The organism is Terrirubrum flagellatum (assembly GCF_022059845.1).
Classification (GTDB): Bacteria; Pseudomonadota; Alphaproteobacteria; order Rhizobiales; family Beijerinckiaceae; genus Terrirubrum; species Terrirubrum flagellatum.
In genome coordinates this window covers 4,827,039-4,843,523 of the sequence record NZ_CP091851.1, presented here as the reverse complement: position 1 = coordinate 4,843,523, position 16,485 = coordinate 4,827,039, and the positions used below count along the sequence as shown (strand labels likewise).

Genomic DNA, 16,485 nt, shown 5'->3' with positions numbered 1-16,485 from the left:
AAGCCTGAGCGGGAATGAATTTCCTTTCGAGTTTTCTCATTCCCTTCCCCGCCGGCTTGGTCGGCGGTTGGATTGTCGGACTGATCTTTCATGAAGGCGGGCATTGGCTCGCCGCCGCGCTCGTTTCGTTTCAGGCGCGCGAGGTCATCATCGGAACCGGGCCGACGCTTGTCAGCCAACGCATCGGCGAAACGCATCTTCAATGGCGCAGATGGCCGGTCTCCGGCCTTGTCCTCACCTATCCGATCCCAGACTTTCATCGAGGCCGATACGGCCTCTATCTGATGGGCGGCTTGCTCGGAAACATTGTTTTCATCACGCTTCTCATCTGGACGGCCATGGCGGCGCCCGATCGCAGCGCGCTTGAAGCTGCGGCGGTCGGCGCCATCACGTCGCAAATCGCCTTCGTTCTCGGCCAGCTTATTCCGAAACAGGCGACCATCGCAGGCGTGAAAGTCGAAAATGACGGGCTGCAGCTTTGGCGGCTCGCGCGCGGTCGCATATCATGGCCGCAGGCGAACCAGAAAGCTTTCGACGCCATGCGGCGGCGCTATCGCGCCCCGCAAGCGCCGGAACAGCCGCTGACGCGCGCCTCGATGCGAATCCTGTTTCACCTGAGTCGCGTCGATCGATGGGCGGATGAGCGCGTCCGGCGGGAGACCCACGCCGCCTTTCTCCGTGAACTGGATCGCGGCGACCTGCAGCAGGACGAGGAGCTGCTTGTCCTCGACGTCCTGATTACGGACGGACTGCTCTTCGCTGATCCCGAATTGCGCCCGCGACTCGATGAATGGTCGCAACAGGCTTGCGCGCGCGCTCCGGACTCAAAGAACCTGCGCTGGACGCGCGGCGGCGTGCTCGTCGAACTGGGGCGATTTAGCGAAGCCAGGATTCTGCTGGATGATATTCTGATCGGCGACGCCGACGAGATGAACGCCCGCTTCGGGAGCTTGTTTCTGGCCCGCGCCGAAGCTGCGGGCGGGAATGTGGAGAAAGCCCGCCGCATCGCGAATCAGCTATATGTCTGGGCTCGCTTCAATCCATGCGATCCGGCGATTAAGGCACTGATCGAAAGAACGCGCGCCGAGATTTCACGCGGGCGCGACGTCACGGGGAAAAACGGAGAGATCATGTCCGGACGGAACCCGGTCGCGCCCATTGCAGACCCTGCCGCACGAGCGGCGTCTCACAGCACGGGCGCCGCGCCGAAGGGCGGTTTCGCCGCGCTGACGCCGGAGCTCGACGTCTCCAGCCTCGACGAGAGCTTGTGGTTCTGGCGCGATCTCCTCGGATTCGAGATCGCCTATGACAGGCCTGCGGCGCGTTTCGCCTATCTCCAGCGCGGACCGCTTCAGGTGATGCTCTGCGAGCGCAATGGCCGCTGGGAGACGGGCGGCATGGAACGGCCGTTCGGACGAGGCGTGAATTTCCAGATGACGGTCGAAAGCCTCGCGCCGATTCTCGCGGCTCTTGAAAAAGCGGGATGGCCTTTGTTCGAGAAGCCAAGCGAAGCCTGGTATCGCGTCGGCGATCGCGAAGAAGGGCAACGCGAATTTCTCGTGCAGGATCCCGACGGCTATCTCCTGCGCTTCGCGGAGAATCTGGGGGAACGAGCGCCGACGCAGACGCCTTGAGAATTCAAGTCGCAGCCGCCCTGGAACAGAGGATGATCGGGTCCATTTCGATCAGCCGAAGCGAGCGCACCATGCCGGACGTCGACGCCTTGTATTTAAGGAAGTGCGGCGAGCGCAGGTGCGCTTCATAGGCTTCCTGACTGGCGTAGATTTCGAGAAGCCTGATATGCGCCGGGCTGTCCTTGATCGACATGGCGTAGAGCATCAGCACGCCCGGCTCCGTGGCGACGGAAGCTTCGATCTCTTCCGCGAGCAGCGTCCTGTAACTGGCGAGTTGGGCCGGATCGATCTCCAGCTCCGCGATCCTGACTAACTGTTCGTTGTTTGTCTGCGGCATCGCCTATCCCGATTCGGCGCCAGGGTTGATCTGAGACGCTATCAGTTCGCGCGCCTGTTGACTTCATCGCGCGCGGCGCCCATCTTCATCATGTCTTCAACAACTGAAAGGAGGTGGTCCAATGTCTCATTGTCATTCGCCATTCGCGGCTTCTGTGAGCGTGGCCTCCCCTGAAGGGATTTCGCGCGCCTGAGAAGGGCTGCGACAGGCTGACAATGGGAAGGCCGCTCCGCGAGGAGCGGCCTTCCGCTTTTTGGAAGATCTCTTCCCTTATCCGTAGTACGCGGCGAATTCGGGTCGCTCTCTGAGGGCCTCTGGCCTGTAAGGCTGGCTCTTCTTCGGCCGCGCAAGAATGTCGATAACCTCCGCGTCAAAACGCTCCTTCACCGCAGCATGGAATTTCGCTGACGCGCCGGGATTGGCGCGTGAGACGAATTCGCGGCGATCGCCATAGGCCCAGGGAATGAGGCTGGTCCGGCGCTCGTCATGTTGTCCCGCGACCGCCGAAGGAGTCAGCGGCGGATCAATCGCGGGATCGACGATCAGCGGATGCGGAATGGCCTTCGCTTCCTCGATCATCCAGGACAATGCGATGTCGGACAGTCCGCGACTGTCGGGATAGCCGCCGCCGACATCGGCATGCACGCCTGCGAACCATGTCTGCCTGATCGACTGCGATGACGGCGCGCCGCGCTCATCCCAGATCTCCGGGCGAAAGATTGCGCGATTCTCGTCGATCGAAAGCGCCTGTCGCCCGAACGGCACCGCCGGATTAAGCGATGCGTTGTGAAATTTGTGCTTGAGTCCGAGCGCCTCGATCACGCTGCCGAAGCCTTTCAGTCCAAGCGCGCGCACCGTGTCCCATACGCCGATGAAATAGGGCGTCGCATCGATGCAATGATGCCTGGCGCGGAACTCCGCCGCGGCGATCTTGCGTTCGGCTTCGTCCTCCACCTGATAGACCTCGGTCACCGCCTCTTTCGCGAGCGCGCGCGTCTCGTCGAGCCGCATCTGGAATTCGCGCCAGTTCGCGACAGGCGGCCGCCCCGCCCGCGCATTCCGGGGGACGCCGCACAGCCCCAGCGCGCCGCCGAGGCTGCGGGCGGTGTAGGCGCCGCGGCTGAAACCAAGGAGGAAGATTCTGTCATCAGGCTCGAAGGCCAGCATCAGCGCGGCGTAGCAGTCGATGATGTTGCGGGTGATGCCGAGGCCGGTCGCCTGCGACAGCCATTTGTAGGCGTCGGAGAAGAAACCCGCCCTTTGCTCTTTCACGTCAGGGTCGGAGCCGAGCCCAGCGTCGTAGAACGCGATCTGTTCTCCGGGCGCGATCTCGCGCGTGAATTTGTAGAGGCGATAGACGTTGGTCCAATGCAGCGGATTATCCCCGCCGGCCTGTCCCGTGCCGTCGGAGAAGATGCAGACATTCTTCGCCATGGCGGTCTCCGGGATGGAGCGAATGGAGCGACGCACCCGGCCCGTCGCGAGTTGAGAATTGGCCGGGCGGCGATTAATGGCAAGCCTCGCGGCGGACGCTTAGAGCCTGTTTGGAAATTAGGATGGAGGCTGCGTTGAGTGACGAACGGATGGATGACAGGAGGGAGGCGCAGCCAATGTCTGGCGACATTGGCGAGCCTTCCGACGCATCAGCCGCCGTTCGCCGCTCAATCCTCGCAAGTCGGGTTTACCCGACTTGCGCAGATGACGCTGATATCGGCCAAGCCCGATATCAGTGGGCTGCGCCGCTTTTCGCCGCCCGGTTCGTCGCCGGAGCGACGAAAATCGGCTGCAGCGCAGCCCCATCCGAATTCCCAAACAGGCTCTTGGGAGCCCTGACATGACCTATGCCGGCGTGAACGCGCTCGCCGTCCTTCTCGCGGCCTTCGCGAGCTATCTCTTCGGCGCGGCCTGGTACATGGGCCTCGCGAAGCCATGGCTCGCCGCATCCGAGTTTTCACCGGAGCAGCGCGCCCGCATCGAGGGCGGCGCGACGCGCAGTCCCGCGCCTTTCATCATCTCGCTCGCCGCCCAGCTCCTGATGGCCTACCTCTTCGCCTCGCTGATCGGCCATCTCGGGCCGGCGGCCGCCACGATCCGCAGCGGGCTGCTGTCGGGATTCCTGCTCTGGCTGGGTTTCGTCGCGACCACGCTCGCCACCAACTATTCCTTCGGCATGCGCCGCTTCACTTTGACGCTGATCGATGGCGGGCACTGGCTCGGCGTGCTGCTGATTCAGGGCGCGGTGATCGGCCTTGTTGGCCTCTGAGCTTTGATTCTCCAACCAAAGTCGACCGGCGGCGGCCTTGCCGCATCGATGTCCCTACCTATAGTGCCCGCCAACAAGGCTGGTTCGCGCGTCGCGGCCGGCCCGGAGGAAACGATGTCCGAGACGATCCACAAGGTCCCCGCCGCCTGGGCGAAGCGCGCCTGGGTCAATGACGCGAAATACAAGAAGATGTACGCGGCCTCGGTGAAGGACCCGGACGCCTTCTGGGGCGAGCACGGCAAGCGGATCGATTGGTTCAAGCCTTACACGAAGGTCAAGAACGTCTCCTATGCGCCGGGCGCCGTCTCGATCAAATGGTACGAGGACGGCGCGACCAACGTCGCCTACAACTGCGTCGATCGTCATCTCGCCGACCGCGCCGACCAGACCGCGATCATCTGGGAGGGCGATGATCCCAAGCAGTCGAAGAAGATCAGCTATCGCGAACTGCATGCGGAGATGTGCAAGTTCGCCAATGTGCTGAAGGCGAACGGCGTCAGACGAGGCGACCGCGTCACCATCTATCTCCCGATGATTCCCGAAGCGGTCTACGCCATGCTCGCCTGCGCGCGGTTGGGCGCCGTGCATTCGATCGTGTTCGGCGGCTTTTCGTCTGATTCGCTGGCGCAGCGCATCGAGGATTGCGATTCAAACATCGTCATCTGCTCGGACGAAGGCATGCGCGGCGGCCGCGCGGTGCCGCTGAAGAAGAATGTCGATGCAGCCGACGCGAAGGTGAAGGGCGGCATCAAGAAGGTGGTTGTCGTCAAGCGCACAGGCGGCGCCGTCGAGATGAAGCCCGGCCGCGACGTCTGGTATCACGAAGAGGCGGCGAAGGCTTCGACACACTGCCCGCCGGAAGAGATGAATGCGGAGGATCCGCTGTTCATCCTCTACACCTCGGGCTCGACCGGAAAGCCGAAGGGCGTGCTGCACACCACAGGCGGCTATCTCGTCTACGCCTCGATGACGCATAAATACGTCTTCGATTATCACGACGGCGACATCTACTGGTGCACCGCCGACGTCGGCTGGGTCACCGGTCATTCCTACATCGTCTATGGCCCGCTCGCGAACGGCGCGACCACCTTGATGTTCGAGGGCGTGCCGACCTGGCCGAACATCTCGCGCTTCTGGCAGGTGATCGACAAGCACAAGGTCAACATCTTCTACACCGCGCCGACCGCGATCCGCTCGCTCATGCAGGCGGGCGACAAGCCGGTGAAGAAGACGAGCCGCAAATCGCTCAAGCTGCTCGGCTCCGTCGGCGAGCCGATCAATCCGGAAGCGTGGGAATGGTATTATCGTGTCGTCGGAAACAAGAAGGCGCCGATTGTCGACACCTGGTGGCAGACCGAGACGGGCGGCATTCTCATTACGCCACTGCCCGGCGCAACGAAGCTCAAGCCGGGCTCGGCGACGCGGCCTTTCTTCGGCATCACGCCTGAAGTCGTCGACGCGAATGGCGAAACGCTGAAGGGCGCAGCCGAAGGCAATCTCGTCATCGCCGATTCCTGGCCGGGCCAAATGCGCACCGTCTATGGCGACCATCAGCGCTTCATGGACACATACTTCTCGACCTACGCCAACAAGTATTTCACCGGCGACGGCTGTCGCCGCGACAAGGACGGATTCTACTGGATCACCGGCCGCGTCGACGACGTGATCAACGTCTCGGGCCACCGCATGGGCACGGCGGAAGTCGAATCCGCGCTTGTGGCTCATCCCAAGGTTTCGGAGGCCGCCGTCGTCGGCTATCCCCACGACATCAAGGGCCAGGGCATCTACGCCTATGTCACGCTGATGGCGGGCGAGAAGTCGAGCGAGGATTTGCGCAAGGAGTTGGTTGGCTGGGTGCGCAAGGAGATTGGTCCGATCGCTTCGCCCGATCTCATCCAGTTCGCGCCCGGCCTGCCAAAGACGCGCTCCGGCAAGATCATGCGCCGCATCCTGCGCAAGATCGCCGAGGACGAATATGGCGCGCTCGGCGACACCTCGACACTCGCCGATCCCGCCGTCGTCGATGATCTCGTGAACAACCGGCAGAACCGGCGGAAGTAAAATTCGACAAAAAATGCCCTTGACGATCCCCTTACTACTAATCTTCCGGAGCTAGCGAATGCGTATTTGGAAGGCTAGCGGGGATCATTTGGTCGAAATGCCGATTGCTTCGCTCGATCGCGAAGAGCGTTTGCAAAACTGGCTTGCGGCAGACTTGGGCATTCTCGGGTTAGACGCCCTGTTGATCGGCCGTGAAGTTCCGACCGACTTTGGTGGATTTATCGACATCCTCGCTCTCGACCGAGATGGAAAAATAATAATAATCGAGACGAAACGACATCGCACGCCTCGGGAGGTGGTTGCACAAGTCTTGGATTACGCCAGTTGGGTAAAAGGTCTAGATACCCATGACATTTTTGACATCTATGCGCGAAAAGCCGCACGCGATTTAAGTTCGGACTATCGGCAACGATTCGAGCAGCCAATACCAGAACGTCTCAACGACGAACATGAAATCTACATAGTTGCTGGATCACTCGATCCATCAAGTCGCCGGATTGTAGAATATCTCTCCGAGGTGGGCGGAATCGCAATCAACACGGCCTTCTTCAACTATTTTCGCGTCGGCGATGCGGAAATGATTGCGGCTGATTGGCTTCTTGATCAAGAGCAGGTTGTTGAGCGCGCACAAAGGCGCGCACGCGCCCCTTGGACGGGCTATTGGTTCGTGAACGTTGGACCAGATCCCAATTCGGATTGGAAAGACAATGTCAATTTCGGATATGTTGACGCAGGTGGTGGCGCATTTTATTCAAAGCGACTCTTTAATCTGAAGCAAGGGGATAGATTTTATGCGTACCGCAAAGCTATAGATGGCACTAGAGGTTATGTTGGCTTTGGCGAAGTGACTGGAGGAGCGTCACTCCCTACCGAAGCAGAACTTGATGGAAAGCCTTTTCTCGATCTTCCGATAAGAAATAGCTTGTTTCAGAAGGATAAAGATAACGCCGAGCTCGCGAATTATGTCGTACCGGTAAAATGGCTAAAGACTGTAAGCGAATCCGACGCAAAAAGATTTCCAAAGGCATTCGCAAATCAGAATATCGTGTGCAGGCTAACCGATCCTGCTACCTTAGCGTTCCTTGATGCCGAGTTTGGTTCGTGAGTAGCTGTCTAGCCTTGCGCAGGAATATTTGTGAATATTACTAGGCCAAGTCGATTTGTAAAACTTCTTTACCATCGCGCCGAAACTCAACCTCGGGCCGATATCAGAAAGAACATCGGCCGCTCCAGCTCTTCCCCAAGCTCCGGCCGCGCGGCGATCTGCGCTTCGCTCGGCCGCCATTCCTCGAGATGCGCGATGGTGAGGCCCGCTTTCAGCAACAGCGTGACATAAGTTCCGATCAGTCGATGCTGCTTGACGACGCTCGCGCCAAGCCAATCGCGCTCGCGCGGACCTTCGACGAGATATTGGTCGACAGGCCATGATTTGCGGCCGTCGCTGTCCTCGATCCAGCGCGGCTCGCGCGGCGCGGTGTAAATGGGATGTTCGGCCGAGAAGATGAATCGCCCGCCCGGCGCAAGCGCAGAGTGGATGCGCGCGAGAAGCGCTTCAAGCCCGACGACATAGTGAAGCGCGAGCGAACTGTAGATCAGATCGAAGGATGACTCAGGCGGCGCGAAGTTCTCGAGATCGGCGTGCTCATAGCGAATCGCGTCGTCTTTTGTCTCAGCGACAGCGCGCGCCAGCATGTTCTCGGACACGTCGACGCCAAGAACTGACGCCGCGCCCTGCTCGCGCGCGTAACGGCAGAACCAGCCGAAGCCGCAGCCAAGGTCGAGCACACGCAGGCCCCCGAGATCGGGCAGCAGCGCGCGCAGCGCCGGCCATTCCGCGGCACCGTCAAGCCCGCTGACCGAGCGCCCAAGCTGGCTGTAACCCGCGAAGAAGGTTCCGTCGTCGTAGACGTTCTGCGTCATCTCAGAACAGGCGCCCGTCGACGACGACGCGCTGCGCCTTGAGATCATCGCCGAGCAGCGTGAGGCTGGCGCGATATCCCGGCGCGATGATCCCAAGCTCGCCGCCAAGGTCGATCGCCTGCGCCGGATTCGTCGACGCCATGCGCAGCGCATCCTCAAGCGAAATGCCGGCGAAGCGGATCATGTTGGCGACCGCCTCATCCATGGCGAGATGCGCGCCGGCGAGAACGCCGGCCTCGTCGAGAAGCCTCCCCTCGCGCAGCGAAATGCGACGGCCGTCGAGCATGAAATGATCCTTCTCGCCAGCGAGCGTCGGCATGGCGTCGGTGACAAGCGCGATGCGGTCATGGCGTTTCGCGCGCGCGATCAGCACGAGATTCTCCGGCGCAACATGCAGCCCGTCCGCGATCACGCCGGTATAGGCTTCGTCGAGCGCAAACGCCGCTCCGACCGCGCCGGGCTCGCGCGCCATCAGTTGCGACATGGCGTTGAAGAGGTGGGTGAAGCCGCGTAATCCGTCGTTATGGGCGGCGCGATAATCCGCAAGCGCGCCATCAGAATGACCGGCGAAGACGACGACGCCAGCGTCAGAGAGCGCCTTCACGACGCCGGCATCGGCGCATTCCGGCGCGAGCGTCACAAGCGTCGCGCCTGACGGTAGCGATGATAGCGCCTCCACGTCGCCGAGCGTCGCGCCGCGCATCCAGCGCGCGTCATGGGCGCCCTTCTTCATGGAATTGATGAAAGGCCCTTCGAGATGGATTCCCAACACGCCCGCGCTCTTCGCCGCGATTGCTTCATGCGCCGCCGCGATCGCCTGCGCGCGTTTCTCTCCGGACGCCGTGATGAAAGTCGGCAGGAGATGCGCCGTACCTCCTTTTCGCGCGCCTGATGCGATCGCCTCGATCGTCGCGACGGAGGGATCATCGTTGAAGAGGCGATCCGCAGCGCCGTTGATCTGGATGTCGATGAAGCCCGGCGCGACGATGTCGGCTTCGGCGCGAACCGGAATGTCTGGCGCAAGCGAAGCCCGCGGCGTCATCTCCTCGATGCGACCGTCGCGGACGACCACCGCATGGTCGGGGACAAACCCTTCGCGTGCCAGAACGCGACGGCCCGCGATCGCGAAAACGCTGTCACTCGCCATGATCAATGCCGCGATAATAATCCATCAGCGCCAGACCCGACGCGGCCTCTTCGTCGCACAGCGCCGTGGCGCGCGGGTGAAATTGCAGCGCGCTGGCGGGACAGAAAGCGCTCACCGGCCCCTCGATCGCCGCTCTCAGCGCCGCCGCCTTCGCCGCGCCAGTCGCGACCAAGAGAACCTCTCGCGCCTCCATGATCGTCGCGATACCCATGGTGATCGACTGGCGGGGCATGTTTTCATCAGGCGCGAAATAGCGGCTGTTCGCGGCGATCGTCGGCGGCGCAAGATCCTTCGTGCGCGTGCGCGAGCCGAGACTCGAGCTCGGCTCATTGAAGCCGATATGGCCGTTCACGCCGATGCCCAGCAGTTGCAGATCGATTCCGCCCGCCGCCGCGATCAACGCGTCATAGCGGTCAGCCTCCGCGTCGGGATCGCTCGCCATTCCATCAGGCAAATGCGCGCGCGCCGGATCGATATCGACATGATCGAAGAGGCAACGCCGCATGACGCTGCGATAGGATTGCGCATGTGCAGTCGGCAGGCCGACATATTCGTCGAGATTGAACGTCGTCGCTTTCGCGAAGGAGATCACGCCGGCGCGCTGCGCCGTGACCAATTCCTCATAGACCGGCTCGAACGTCGCGCCCGTCGCGAGGCCAAGCACCGCGTCGGGTTTGGCCCGCACCTTCGCGACGACCGTCTTCGCGGCGCGCGCAACCACCTCGGCGGCCGAAGCGCAGATCAGGACCTTCATGAAACCAACGGCCCTCCGCCGCGCCGACGCCGTCCGGACGCAGGATGGCGCGGATGTCAGTTCTCTGTGACGGGCGGCTGACCGCATCCTCTCGACAGAGGTTCCCGTCAGGGCCGGATTGTGGCATACCCGCCCGCCAAGTGAAACCGTTTCACGCGTTAACGCGGATGGAACCCATTGGCGGGAACCATGATTTCGCCCGCTTCGAGTCGCTTTTGTTTTTTGGCGGCGCGCCGGAGCGTGGGCGCGACGCGTTTCCCCTGAGTCCAGAACCCATCGAGTTCATCCCCAGATGTCGAAATCCATTCTCCCGATCGCCGCCTCGCTTCTGGCTTTCGCGGCCGCGCTTCCGGCGCTGGCGCAGACCAAGCCCGCGGCCTCCGCGAAATCGATTTTGCTTGAGAAGTCCGATGATTGGAGCGCCTACGCCGCGCAGACCGGCAAGGACAAGCTCTGCTACGCGCTGGCTCAGCCCAAAGACAGGGCGCCCGGCGGGCTCAATCGCGATCCCGCCTATTTCTATATCTGGATGGACCCGTCCAAAAACGTCCGCAACGAAGTGAGCGTCATCCTCGGTTTCCCGACCAAGCCTGGCTCAGATGCGACCGCCACCATCGGCGCCGCGAACTTCGCCTTCTCCACCAAAGAGGGCAACGCCTGGCTGAAGAATCCGGCCGAGAGCAATCGCTTCCTCGACGCCATGCGTAAGGGCGAGAAGCTGGTGCTAAAAGTCACCTCGCTGCGCGGCAATGCGCTGACCGACAGCTATTCGCTCTCCGGCATCGCCGCCGCCGTGGCGCGCGCCGCGAAGGAATGTCCGTGACCCTGATAGTCGAGGCCGCCGCGCCCATCGCGCCGCAGCCTTCTCTCCCTGAACTCAAAACAAGTCTTGTCGGCCTCGATCGCGTCCGCCTTGCGGAGGCGCTGACGCGCATCGGCGTCGCGCCGCGCGAAGCGAAGATGCGCGTCCAGCAGCTTTGGCACTGGATCTATTGGCGCGGCGCGCGCGACTTCGAGGAGATGACGAATGTCGGCAAGGCGCTTCGCCGCGCGCTTGCCGAGCAATTCACGCTCGATCGTCCTGAGATTGTGTCCGAGCAGGTGTCGGTCGACGGCACGCGCAAATGGCTGCTGCGCATGCCGCGGAAGGGGCCGCATGATCGCGGCGCCGAGATCGAATGCGTCTATATCCCCGAATCCGATCGCGGCACGCTCTGCGTCTCGAGTCAGGTCGGCTGCACGCTCACCTGCGCCTTCTGCCATACCGGCACGCAGAAGCTCGTGCGCAATCTCGAGGCTTCGGAGATCGTCGCCCAGATGATGGTGGCGCGCGACCGCCTCGGCGAATGGCCGGGGCATTCGCCGCCCGAGGGAACCATTGCGCCAACCGACGGAGGGCGTCTCGTCTCCAACATCGTGCTGATGGGCATGGGCGAGCCGCTCTATAATTTCGATAATGTGAAGACGGCGATCGACGTCATCTCAGATGGCGAGGGGCTCGCGCTGTCGCGTCGCCGCGTCACGCTCTCGACCGCCGGCGTCACGCCCATGATCCCTCGCGCCGGCGAAGAGATCGGAACCATGCTCGCGATCTCGCTGCACGCGGTGCGCGATGAATTGCGCAACACCCTGGTGCCGCTCAACAAGAAATATCCGATCAAGGATCTGCTCGACGCCTGTCGCACCTATCCCGGCGTGTCGAACGCGCGGCGTATCACGTTTGAGTATGTGATGCTGAAGGGTGTGAACGATTCGCTTGCCGAGGCGAAGGATTTGGTGCGGCTCCTCAAGGGTATTCCCGCCAAGATCAATCTGATCCCCTTCAATCCCTGGCCGGGGACGAATTACGAGTGCTCTGACTGGGAGCAGATCGAGCGCTTCTCCGACATTGTGTTCAACGCCGGCTATGCGTCGCCCATCCGCACGCCGCGCGGACGCGACATTCTCGCCGCTTGCGGCCAGTTGAAGAGCGAGACCGAGAAACTGCGCGCCCGCGCCCGCCTCATGCTCGAAAGCGGGGTCGGCGAAGCCGGAATGTTCGCGGCCAACGTCGAGTGAGAGGCGCGGCGCGCATTCTCTTTCTGATTCCGCTCGGAATCCTGTTTGGCGCAATAGTCGCCACGTTGGTGATGCTGGTTCTCGGCGCCAACATTCCCGACTTCGGGGAAGCTTTCATCAGCGCATTCATTGCGGCCTGGAAGGCTTTCTGGGCGGCGTTCGTCGAGACCGACGATGTCGATGCGCCGACCCGCGTTCTCATGCGCCTCTGGTCGCTGATGATGCTGATCCTTCTCGCGCCTGTTTTCGTCACCGCCGTTATCGCGGAGCTGGCGCGCATGCGCGGCGCGCTCGTCCATATGGTTCTCGCCGGCGCGCTCACTCTCCTGTTTCCGGCCGCGGCAGGCGCGCCGCTGAGCACGGCGACGCCGGCCGAGCAACGCGCGATCGCCTGTCTCTTCTTCACCGGCGCCGCGGCGGGCTTCGCCTACTGGCTGGTCGCCGGCCGGCGGCGCGACGAACAGCCTCCGGCGGCGACTCAGGCGAGCTGAGAGCCGTCGCTTTTCAGACTTCGTAATGGCCCTGATGGCTGACGGAGACGCCCATCTCGCGGTGCCATCCCGCATTCAGCGACACGACGTATCTTGCCGTGAGCCCGCCAATGAAACGTTTGAAGTCGCCGGTGTTCTCGACGCAGTAGGCCTCGGTCTGTCCGGGCACAAAAGCGATGAACGGAAAATCGATGTTCGAGATCATCGGCCGTCCGGCCTCGTCGCTGTGATGGACGACGTCTCCGCCGGTGTAGCCGATGGAGCCAACGCCGTTGTTGAGCCGATATCTGATGTTCGCGATTCGCGGCGTCAGATTTCCGCGATGTCGATCCTCATGCTGGATGTAGCTCCTGATTCCGATCCTGAAGCGATCGCTGCCCGGCACCATGCGCTCGTCCGCGCCCTTCCGATCATAGTTTTCGCGCTGCGGAAAGATTGCGAACAGATCGTAATCGCCTGTCGTCGCGGCGCGGTAGGTCGCCTTCACATCCTTCGGACAGGCAGGATCGACCATCGCCATCACAGGCAGCAGATTCGAAGCTCGTCCCCGGTTTGGGGCCGTCAGGCTGTTTGAGAGGCGCACTTCGCTCGCGCCATAGAACACGGCCCAGAGTTGTTTTCCTCTCGCGCCCGGCGCCTCGAACTCACGGCGCAGCACGAAATTCATCGTCTGGCCCGTCGGCCCCTGAGCGCTGTACTGCATCTCATTGATGTTGCCGCCGCTTCGGATCATGCGCTTCAGCGGGCCTTCGAGATCCTTGCGCCGCTCATCGGTGATGTAGAGCGGAATTTCGCTTCCCCCGTCCTTCACCGTCTTGAACAGGTCGGTGCGCTGGCCGGCGATATCAGGATTCTTGGTGAAGCGGGGATCGGCCATGACGAAGCCGGCCATCGGCCCCCAAGGGCAGCTCTTCGCCTTGTTGTGGAAGCCCTTCGTCGCATAGCTTTCGAGCAGCAGACCTGTCGCCCATTTGCCGACGGCGCGCGACGAGATCACGCATTTCGTCTGGTTCGCGACCTCCTGAAATACTTTTCCATGCGACAGGGGCATCCCCGTCGCCAGAATGGCGTGGCTTCCGCGCAGCATCGATTCCCCCCCCCGGCTGGCGCTTCAGCGAAGCGGCCAGCTGGCCGGAAATCTGCTCCCGCTAAGGAATCCTGGCAAGCGGGCCGCCGCTGCGGCGATCCTATTTCGCTTGCGTCATCAGGATGCGCGCGGCGAAGACGCCGAACACGCTGGCGAAGATATAGTCGATGGCGCGCAGGACCGCAGGGCGTTGCTTGAGCCCGTTCACCAGCCGCTCCGCCCCAAGGATCATCAAGATCGTCAGCGGGATGTTCGTCATCACGAAGAACAGGCCGAGGAAGAGAAGCTTGTCCGACGCATGCGGATCATGGGCGTCGACGAACTGCGGCAGGAAGGTCACGAAGAAGAGGATCACCTTCGGGTTGGTGAGATTGACCGCAATGCCCGTCAGGAACGTGCGCCATGCAGAAGGATCGACGCCAAGCCCTTCCCGGACATTGAGCGCGGAGCCGTTGCGGATCGCATCGAAGGCGAGCCACAGGAGATAGCCCGCGCCAACCACCTTGAGAACGAGGAAGGCGGTCGTCGACGCCGCGATCAGCGCCGACACGCCAAGCGCCGCCAGCGTCGTATGCACGATGCAGCCGACATTCGCGCCGAGCGCAGACGCGATCCCGAGCCTGCGGCCGCCGGCGATCGTCCGCGCAAGGAACAGGCTCATGTCAGGACCGGGTGTGATGAACAGCACGATGCAAGCGATCGAGAAGGCCAGCATCGTCGAGGCGTCAGGAATGAAATTCATGAGGCGAATCCAGAGAACCAGCGCATTCTAGCAGAACTTGTCATCCCGGGGCGATGCAGAACGCATCGAACCCGGGACCCAGAAAATAGCGACGCCACTTCCGTGTCCTCTGGATCCCGGGCCCACGGCTTCCGCCGCGTCCCGGGATGACGCTCCATGGACAAGGAAGCCGCAGTTCAATCGCCGATCGCGACGCCTTCGCGCCTTGAATCCGCGCCGCCCTGATAGCCCTCGGGCGTCACCACGATCGCCTGCGTTCCCGAAGTCATCTCGATCAGCCTCACTTCATGCCCCTTCGCTTCGAGCGCGGCTTTCCACGGCTCTGCTTCTGTTCCCTTTTCGATTTCGGTCGGCCCGTTGCGGCTGCCGAAATTCGGAAAGTCGACGGCGCGCTGCGGATCCATCTTCCAGTCGAGGATCGCGACCAGCGTCTTCGCGACGAAATTGATGATCAGGCTGCCGCCGGGCGAGCCAACCACTGCATAGAGCCGACCGAAATTGTCGAACACGATTGTCGGGGCCATGGAGCTGCGCGGCCTCTTCCCCGGCTCCACCCGGTTCGCAACAGGAACGCCATTTTCATCGGGCGCGAAATTGAAATCGGTCAGCTCGTTGTTCAGGAGGAAGCCTCCCTTCGTCATGATGCGCGAGCCGAAACCGTCCTCGATCGTCGTCGTCATCGACACCGCGTCGCCGTCCTTGTCGACGACGGAGATATGGCTGGTGCCATGTTCGATTCCGTCGGACGGCGCGAAGATGTCGGCGCGACGGAACGGGGGTTCGCCCGCTTTCGCGCGCCCTATCGATTTCTCCGCATCGATCAGCTTTGCGCGGCTCGCGACATAGCCGCGATCAACGAGGCCGCGCACCGGCACGCTCACAAAAGCAGGGTCGCCGAGATAAAGCGCGCGATCGGCGAAGGCGAGCCGTCCGGCTTCCGAAAATAAATGGAGCGCTTCCGGCCCGGGCCCGATGCGCGCCATGTCCTTTGTCTCGAGCATGCCGAGAATCTGCTGGACCGCGATCGCGCCGGAGCTCGGCGGCCCCATGCCGCAAATGGTGTAGGCGCGATATTTTCCGCAGACGGCGGACCGCTCCTCGACGGAATAATTCTTCAAATCATCCGATGTCATGCCGCCGGGATTGGTCGGATGCGACGTGACCGCGGCGATGATTTCTTTTCCAATGCCGCCTTCGTAATAGGCTTTCGCGCCGCCCTGCTGCAGCGCACGCAGCGTCTGCGCGAAGGTCGGATTTTTCAGCACATGCCCGACCGGCCAAGGCTTGCCGTCAGCGTCGTAGAAATAGGCGCGCGCAATGGGATCGTTGAGGAGCGCCTTCTCCATGCCGAGAAGCCCGTTGAGCCGCGGCGACACCGTGAAGCCTTCGTCGGCGAGTCTCAGCGCCGGCTCAAACAGGCGCGCCCAGGGCAGCCGCCCCCAGCGCTTGTGCGCTTCTTCAAGCAGCTTCGGCGTTCCCGGCACGCCGACGGAACGCCCGCCGACCACTGCGGCCATGAAGCCCATCGGCTTGCCGTCAGCGCCCATGAACAGGTTCGGCGTCGCGGCCGCCGGCGCGACCTCACGTCCGTCCAGCGTCGAGAGGGAGCGTCGCGTCTGGTCCCAATGCACCATGAACGCGCCGCCGCCGAGACCCGAACTTTGTGGCTCCACCAGATTGAGCACGAGCTGAACCGCGATCGCAGCGTCGACCGCGCTGCCGCCGGCGCGCAGGATTTCGCGGCCGGCCTCGGTCGCCAGCGGATTGGCCGCCGCGACCATGTCGCGCGATGTGACGCCGAGCGTCTTCGCGGTGCGCCCCGTAGCGGCCTCGGGCGCGACCGTCGACTGCGCCTGCGATGGAGACGCGATTATGGAGAGCGACGCGCCGAGGGCGGCGGAAAGGAGAACGCGCATGGGACTCTCATTCGAGGTGGTTCCGAAGCATAGGCGCGGTTCCGCGCGGCGTCATGCCTAGAGCGGGATGCGAAA

At 62.5% G+C, this 16,485-nt stretch carries 15 protein-coding genes; 7 read left to right on the top strand and 8 right to left on the bottom strand.

Annotation, left to right across the window (positions count from 1 at the left end):
- Positions 1-14: 14 nt before the first annotated feature.
- The gene (locus L8F45_RS30865; protein WP_425329955.1) at positions 15-1,634 is read left to right on the top strand and encodes a bleomycin resistance protein; all 1,620 of its coding nucleotides are present in this window, start codon (positions 15-17) and stop codon (positions 1,632-1,634) included.
- 4 nt (positions 1,635-1,638) lie between these two features.
- On the opposite strand, the gene L8F45_RS23515 is transcribed toward L8F45_RS30865, so the two are convergent.
- Entirely contained in the window at positions 1,639-1,971 is a 333-nt protein-coding gene (locus L8F45_RS23515; RefSeq protein WP_342360262.1) for a putative quinol monooxygenase, read from the bottom strand.
- Positions 1,972-2,241: 270 nt separating this feature from the next.
- Complete coding sequence (locus L8F45_RS23510) at positions 2,242-3,405, bottom strand: DUF2235 domain-containing protein (protein WP_342360261.1); 1,164 nt, start codon at positions 3,403-3,405, stop codon at positions 2,242-2,244.
- Positions 3,406-3,805: 400 nt separating this feature from the next.
- On the opposite strand from L8F45_RS23510, the gene L8F45_RS23505 reads away from it, so the two are divergent.
- The 3 genes from L8F45_RS23505 (at position 3,806) to L8F45_RS23495 (ending at position 7,400) form a co-directional block, all read left to right on the top strand.
- On the top strand, positions 3,806-4,234 hold the full coding sequence (locus L8F45_RS23505; protein ID WP_342360260.1) for a DUF1761 domain-containing protein: 429 nt from the start codon (positions 3,806-3,808) through the stop codon (positions 4,232-4,234).
- Positions 4,235-4,348: 114 nt separating this feature from the next.
- Complete coding sequence (acs, locus tag L8F45_RS23500) at positions 4,349-6,295, top strand: acetate--CoA ligase (protein ID WP_342360259.1); 1,947 nt, start codon at positions 4,349-4,351, stop codon at positions 6,293-6,295.
- A gap of 58 nt (positions 6,296-6,353) precedes the next feature.
- The gene (locus tag L8F45_RS23495; RefSeq protein WP_342360258.1) at positions 6,354-7,400 is read left to right on the top strand and encodes a hypothetical protein; all 1,047 of its coding nucleotides are present in this window, start codon (positions 6,354-6,356) and stop codon (positions 7,398-7,400) included.
- Between the two features lie 86 nt (positions 7,401-7,486).
- Here L8F45_RS23495 and L8F45_RS23490 read toward each other — a convergent pair whose 3' ends face one another.
- The 3 genes from L8F45_RS23490 to nagB are packed head-to-tail and all read right to left on the bottom strand — an operon-like array spanning position 7,487 to position 10,116.
- On the bottom strand, positions 7,487-8,215 hold the full coding sequence (locus L8F45_RS23490) for a class I SAM-dependent methyltransferase (RefSeq protein ID WP_342360257.1): 729 nt from the start codon (positions 8,213-8,215) through the stop codon (positions 7,487-7,489).
- A gap of 1 nt (position 8,216) precedes the next feature.
- A complete protein-coding gene (nagA, locus tag L8F45_RS23485) occupies positions 8,217-9,362 on the bottom strand; it encodes an N-acetylglucosamine-6-phosphate deacetylase (protein WP_342360256.1) in 1,146 nt (381 codons plus the stop codon).
- Positions 9,352-10,116: a glucosamine-6-phosphate deaminase gene (gene nagB / locus L8F45_RS23480; protein ID WP_342360255.1), complete on the bottom strand. Its 765-nt coding sequence runs from the start codon at positions 10,114-10,116 to the stop codon at positions 9,352-9,354. Before nagB ends, nagA begins: the two co-directional genes overlap by 11 nt.
- A 292-nt stretch (positions 10,117-10,408) precedes the next feature.
- Here nagB and L8F45_RS23475 point away from each other — a divergent pair, with 292 nt between their 5' ends.
- The 3 genes from L8F45_RS23475 to L8F45_RS23465 are packed head-to-tail and all read left to right on the top strand — an operon-like array spanning position 10,409 to position 12,665.
- On the top strand, positions 10,409-10,939 hold the full coding sequence (locus L8F45_RS23475; RefSeq protein ID WP_342360254.1) for an invasion associated locus B family protein: 531 nt from the start codon (positions 10,409-10,411) through the stop codon (positions 10,937-10,939).
- Entirely contained in the window at positions 10,930-12,174 is a 1,245-nt protein-coding gene (gene rlmN, locus L8F45_RS23470) for a dual-specificity RNA methyltransferase RlmN (protein WP_342360253.1), read from the top strand. Before L8F45_RS23475 ends, rlmN begins: the two co-directional genes overlap by 10 nt.
- Positions 12,171-12,665, top strand: a complete 495-nt coding sequence (locus L8F45_RS23465) for a hypothetical protein (protein ID WP_342360252.1) — start codon at positions 12,171-12,173, stop codon at positions 12,663-12,665. The genes rlmN and L8F45_RS23465 overlap by 4 nt, the downstream gene beginning before the upstream one ends.
- A gap of 13 nt (positions 12,666-12,678) precedes the next feature.
- Here the strand turns inward: L8F45_RS23465 and L8F45_RS23460 are convergent, their stop codons facing one another.
- The 3 genes from L8F45_RS23460 to ggt all read right to left on the bottom strand — a co-directional run bounded on the left by L8F45_RS23460 (position 12,679) and on the right by ggt (position 16,410).
- Entirely contained in the window at positions 12,679-13,752 is a 1,074-nt protein-coding gene (locus tag L8F45_RS23460; protein ID WP_342360251.1) for an anthrax toxin-like adenylyl cyclase domain-containing protein, read from the bottom strand.
- Positions 13,753-13,852: 100 nt separating this feature from the next.
- Positions 13,853-14,494, bottom strand: coding sequence for a LysE family translocator (locus L8F45_RS23455; protein ID WP_342360250.1), 642 nt, complete (start codon positions 14,492-14,494; stop codon positions 13,853-13,855).
- A gap of 176 nt (positions 14,495-14,670) precedes the next feature.
- Positions 14,671-16,410 carry a gamma-glutamyltransferase gene (gene ggt / locus L8F45_RS23450; RefSeq protein ID WP_342360249.1) on the bottom strand — a complete coding sequence of 580 codons (1,740 nt, stop codon included), beginning with the start codon at positions 16,408-16,410 and terminating at the stop codon, positions 14,671-14,673.
- Positions 16,411-16,485: the final 75 nt, after the last annotated feature.

What these genes read in the sequence shown, in the direction of transcription:
- L8F45_RS30865 (WP_425329955.1), top strand. Translation starts at nt 15, where the DNA reads ATGAATTTCCTTTCGAGTTTTCTCATTCCCTTCCCCGCCGGCTTGGTC.
- L8F45_RS23515 (WP_342360262.1), bottom strand. Translation starts at nt 1,971, where the DNA reads ATGCCGCAGACAAACAACGAACAGTTAGTCAGGATCGCGGAGCTGGAG.
- L8F45_RS23510 (WP_342360261.1), bottom strand. Translation starts at nt 3,405, where the DNA reads ATGGCGAAGAATGTCTGCATCTTCTCCGACGGCACGGGACAGGCCGGC.
- L8F45_RS23505 (WP_342360260.1), top strand. Translation starts at nt 3,806, where the DNA reads ATGACCTATGCCGGCGTGAACGCGCTCGCCGTCCTTCTCGCGGCCTTC.
- acs (WP_342360259.1), top strand. Translation starts at nt 4,349, where the DNA reads ATGTCCGAGACGATCCACAAGGTCCCCGCCGCCTGGGCGAAGCGCGCC.
- L8F45_RS23495 (WP_342360258.1), top strand. Translation starts at nt 6,354, where the DNA reads ATGCGTATTTGGAAGGCTAGCGGGGATCATTTGGTCGAAATGCCGATT.
- L8F45_RS23490 (WP_342360257.1), bottom strand. Translation starts at nt 8,215, where the DNA reads ATGACGCAGAACGTCTACGACGACGGAACCTTCTTCGCGGGTTACAGC.
- nagA (WP_342360256.1), bottom strand. Translation starts at nt 9,362, where the DNA reads ATGGCGAGTGACAGCGTTTTCGCGATCGCGGGCCGTCGCGTTCTGGCA.
- nagB (WP_342360255.1), bottom strand. Translation starts at nt 10,116, where the DNA reads ATGAAGGTCCTGATCTGCGCTTCGGCCGCCGAGGTGGTTGCGCGCGCC.
- L8F45_RS23475 (WP_342360254.1), top strand. Translation starts at nt 10,409, where the DNA reads ATGTCGAAATCCATTCTCCCGATCGCCGCCTCGCTTCTGGCTTTCGCG.
- rlmN (WP_342360253.1), top strand. Translation starts at nt 10,930, where the DNA reads ATGTCCGTGACCCTGATAGTCGAGGCCGCCGCGCCCATCGCGCCGCAG.
- L8F45_RS23460 (WP_342360251.1), bottom strand. Translation starts at nt 13,752, where the DNA reads ATGCTGCGCGGAAGCCACGCCATTCTGGCGACGGGGATGCCCCTGTCG.
- L8F45_RS23455 (WP_342360250.1), bottom strand. Translation starts at nt 14,494, where the DNA reads ATGAATTTCATTCCTGACGCCTCGACGATGCTGGCCTTCTCGATCGCT.
- ggt (WP_342360249.1), bottom strand. Translation starts at nt 16,410, where the DNA reads ATGCGCGTTCTCCTTTCCGCCGCCCTCGGCGCGTCGCTCTCCATAATC.